Source organism: Amaricoccus sp. (assembly GCF_036846665.1).
In the GTDB taxonomy this organism is placed as follows: Bacteria; Pseudomonadota; Alphaproteobacteria; order Rhodobacterales; family Rhodobacteraceae; genus Amaricoccus.
The window spans coordinates 1-3,999 of the sequence record NZ_DAIUBO010000303.1 but is presented as its reverse complement, the minus strand read 5'-3'; the positions used below and the strand labels follow the sequence as shown (position 1 = coordinate 3,999).

Sequence of the window (3,999 nt, the reverse complement as noted above, 5' to 3'; positions counted from 1 at the left end):
TCGGCATCTACATCCTCGTCGTCGCCCAGTTCGGCTCGTTCCGGGTGCCGCTCGTCATCCTGACGCCGATCCCGCTCACCTTCATCGGCATCCTCGGCGGCCACTGGCTGTTCGCGGCGCCGTTCACCGCGACCTCGATGATCGGCTTCATCGCGCTGGCCGGCATCATTGTGCGGAACTCGATCCTGCTCGTCGACTTCATCCGCCACGGGCGCACGCCCGGCCAGCCGCTGACCGAGACGCTGATCGAGGCGGGCTCGATCCGCTTCAAGCCGATCCTGCTCACCGCGCTCGCCGCGATGATCGGCGCGGCGGTGATCCTGACTGACCCGATCTTCCAGGGCCTCGCGATCTCGCTCCTCTTCGGCCTCGCCTCGTCGACCCTGCTGACCGTGCTGGTGATCCCGGCAATCTACCGGGTGCTCCGGACCTGACGTGCCTGCCTTGTCAACTTGCCGTTCGCAGCCGCGCCTCGCAGGGCGCCGCCTTTAAGGAAGATCAACAGCTTACAGCGCAGAGACTATTCGATCCCAGTCCCCGTTCCTCCGCCAGCCACCCCCGACACCCTGCTCATTTCGCCTTTGGCCGCGCAACCTGCGGAAACAGGGGCGCTATTGCGGCGCCTTCTTCTGTGGCCGCGCGTTTCACGGGCCGGATCCGGGCCGGTTCACGGCGCACCTGCCGGCCCGTCTCTTCCCGTCCGATGCAAGGTGGAGTTTTCCCGGTAACAGGGAATTTTCGCTGTTTGAGGGCCAAAACAGGGCACGGCGCAGGCGCCGTCAGGATGACGCGTGGAGTATATGCGTAGAATCAGACCCTTGCGGGCGCGAAACGCACTTTCCTGTTTTTCCGCGGAACAGGGGCCGGATTCGGCATAGCAGGGCGGGTATTACGCCGGAACAGGGATGCGAATGCGTGGAACAGGGCGATGCGCAGGTGACCCTCGGGGGGCGATGCCGGGGAGCTTCAGGCCAGCCGGGACGCGTCGGGCAGTCTTTTCTGCGCGCTCCAGAGGAGCGGCAGGGGCACGTCCATCAGGCTCGCGAGCGTCATGCCTGGCGGCTGTCGCCCGGTGAGGATCGCCCGCTGCAGATCGGGGGCGAGGAACGCCAGGCGGACCAGGCGGCGATGGTAGGTCGAAGCGGGCGCGACGGCGAGGAGCGGGTCGCCGGCGGCATCCCGGTCGAGCATCGCATGCGCCGCCCGCAGGACCCTGACCAGCACCGGATCGGGCGGCGCGCCGGCGTCGGCGCCGCCGGTGATCCGGGTACGGCCGCCATGGAACTGCAGGCGGAGCGGCAGGGTAAGCCGCGCCTGTGACGGGTCCGCCGCGTCCCGCGCGAGCTGCTCGCCGGCCAGGAGGCGGCCCTGGAGGCGCGGCATCAGCTCGACGGGCAGGAGGAGATTCACGGTCTCGGGGTAGACCTCGACCCGGCCCGGCAGCGCGAGCGAATCGGTGTCCTCCCCGGGCACCAGCCGGCGGAGGATGGCGGCGAGCCGGGCCTCCAGCGCCGGGGCCGGGATCCGGCGAATCGTCGCCCTGCCGTCCGGGTGGCGATCCGCCCGCTGCGACGCCGAGACATAGTAGCAGTAGCGCTTGCCGCCGCGGCCAAGGGCGAAGCTCGGCGACATCGGCCGGCCGCCTTCATCGAAGAGCCGGCCCTTGAGCGGCGCGGGCTCGCCCGGGTTCTGCGGCGCACCCTGCCGGATTTCGCATCGCTCACCATCACCATCACCGAGGAGGCCGCGTAGTGAACGCCCCTACCGATGTCGCCGGCGTGGATGATGTGCTCGACACTGGCCAGGTGCTCTTCCGCTTCAGGCCGCAGCAGTCCGTGGGTGTCGGAGATGACGCCGATGATCATGGCCGCTCCGCGCTCAATACTTCGAGCGGCTGTCAAGAGAAATCGTCTTGGTGAGACATTAAGAGTTGAGACACCGAGAGGGATTCACTTTTCGGAATCACCGTGCGAGAAATCCTTACGCTGGAGATTTGCGCGGGCACGGACGCGATGCGGGATTGAGGAGGCGGCGAGTGGTTTTCCGTTCCCATTGCTCCGCAACCAGATGAAGCAGAAGTTGAGCTTCGCACGCTAAAATGCTGATTTTACGGGTCCCTCTTGGCGGGAAATGTATGCGGGAGCGCTCAGCGCGGGGCTTTCCCAGTCAGATCCCAAAAAATAGGCCGTTTCGTTTCGCCTTGCGCAACGGGCCAATGAACACAGGCACCTGAACCCCGGCGCCCCCGCTCGAAACGAAACGGGGTACGTGGGCCACTTCGCTTCCGGCCCTGCCTGATCGGTGGGGCCGTTGCGTTTCGGGCACCGCCCACCAGCATCATCACGGATCCCCAATGGACGTCGTCGACTTGCCGCTCGAGCGGCTGATCCCCTACTCGACCTCTCCGAGCGGCGCATCCAGCAGCTCAGCCGCGAGGGGGTGATCCCGAAGGCCGAGCGCGGCCAGTACGACCTCGTCGCCGCGGTGCGCGGCTACGTCGCCTACCTGCGTGACCTCACGGTGCGTGCTCAGGCCGGCGCGCCGGACTTCGGCGTCGAGCGGGCGCGGCTGATCAAGGCCAAGGCCGACATCGCCGAGATGGAAGCCGAGGGCCGCCGAGGCGAGCTGCAGCCTGCCGAGGCGGTGGAGGCCGCGTGGACGGCGGTGCTGGTCCGGCTCCGCGCGCGGCTGCTGGTGATGCCCGACCGGCTGGCGCCGCTCTGCCACGAGGAGACGACGATTGCCGGGGTCCGCGACCAGATCAGGAAGGCGGTCCGCGAGGCGCTCGACGAGCTCGCCGCGACCCCGGTCGTCGCCGCTGATCCTGACGGGACCGGAGCGGCTGGCGACGGCGGCACGGACGGCGCTGGCGATCCTGCGGCCGCCGCCGGAGCTGACGATCAGTGACTGGGCCGACGCCAACCGCCGGCTGAGCTCGGAGGCGAGCGCCGAGCCCGGGCAGTGGCGGACCAGCCGCGCCGAATATTAGCGCGGCATCATGGACGCGATCTCCGACGGCAGCGTCGAGAGCGTCGTGATCATGTCGAGTTCACAGGTCGGCAAGTCCGAGGCCCTGGGGAATGCCGTCGGCTACTAAATCGACCAGGACCCGGCGCCGATCATGGTGGTCATGCCGACCGAGCGCGACGCGGAGGCCTGGTCGAAGGACCGCTTCTCGCCGATGGCGCGCGACACGCCGTGCCTCGTCGGCAAAATCGCCGATCCGAAGTCGCGCGACGGGTCGAACAAGATCCTGCACAAGCGCTTCCCGGGCGGGCACCTGACCATCGTCGGCGCCAACGCACCCTCGGGGCTTGCGAGCCGGCCGATCCGCATCCTGCTCTGCGACGAAGTCGACCGCTACCCGTTCAGCGCCGGCGCGGAAGGCGACCCGGTCAACCTCGCCAAGAAGCGCACGGTAACCTTCTGGAACCGTAAGGTCGTGCTGGTGTCGACCCCGACGATCCGCGGCGCGAGCCGGATCGAAACCGCCTACGCCGAGAGCGACCAGCGGCAGTACTGGGTGCCTTGCCCGAGCTGCGGCACGCATCAGGTGCTGGTCTGGGGCCAGGTGCGCTGGGACAGCCCCGCCGGCGGTCATGCCAATGGCGGTCATGCCATGCGCGAGCACCGGCCCGAGACCGCGCGCTACCACTGCATAGCCTGCGACGCGGGGTGGTCCGACGCCATGCGCTGGGCCGCGATCCGCCGCGGCGAATGGCGGGCGCAGGCGCCGTTCAAGGGCATCGCCGGCTTCCATTTGAACGAGATCTACTCGTCTTGGGTGCGGCGCGAGGCGATGGTGCGCGGCTTCCTCTCGGCTCGCGCCGGCGGCGACGAGGCCGAGGTCGTTGGCCCGGGCAGCATCGGCGGCGTTCTCGCGGTCGATCTCCTCGATGTCGTAACCGGTCGCCTCGACCGCCTTCCGCCGCGAGAGGAGGCCTGCGTCGATCGCCAGCACCTGCGCCTGGATGTCCTTGAGCGGGTCGACCCAGTCCC

3 protein-coding genes and 2 pseudogenes are annotated in these 3,999 nt (G+C 68.6%); 3 read left to right on the top strand and 2 right to left on the bottom strand.

Going from position 1 to position 3,999, the window contains the following annotated elements:
• On the top strand, positions 1–434 hold a 434-nt coding region (locus V7050_RS19175; RefSeq protein WP_324369618.1), incomplete at its 5' end, for an efflux RND transporter permease subunit.
• Positions 435–966: 532 nt separating this feature from the next.
• Here the strand turns inward: V7050_RS19175 and V7050_RS19170 are convergent.
• Both V7050_RS19170 and V7050_RS19165 read right to left on the bottom strand, forming a co-directional pair.
• A complete protein-coding gene (locus V7050_RS19170) occupies positions 967–1,632 on the bottom strand; it encodes a hypothetical protein (RefSeq protein ID WP_324369619.1) in 666 nt (221 codons plus the stop codon).
• A gap of 140 nt (positions 1,633–1,772) precedes the next feature.
• Positions 1,773–1,865 (bottom strand): annotated as a pseudogene (locus V7050_RS19165) (metallophosphoesterase family protein); the annotation flags it as partial.
• 574 nt (positions 1,866–2,439) lie between these two features.
• Here V7050_RS19165 and V7050_RS19160 point away from each other — a divergent pair.
• Complete coding sequence (locus V7050_RS19160; RefSeq protein WP_324369617.1) at positions 2,440–2,907, top strand: terminase small subunit, Nu1; 468 nt, start codon at positions 2,440–2,442, stop codon at positions 2,905–2,907.
• A gap of 91 nt (positions 2,908–2,998) precedes the next feature.
• A pseudogene (locus V7050_RS19155) lies at positions 2,999–3,999 on the top strand (phage terminase large subunit family protein); the annotation flags it as partial.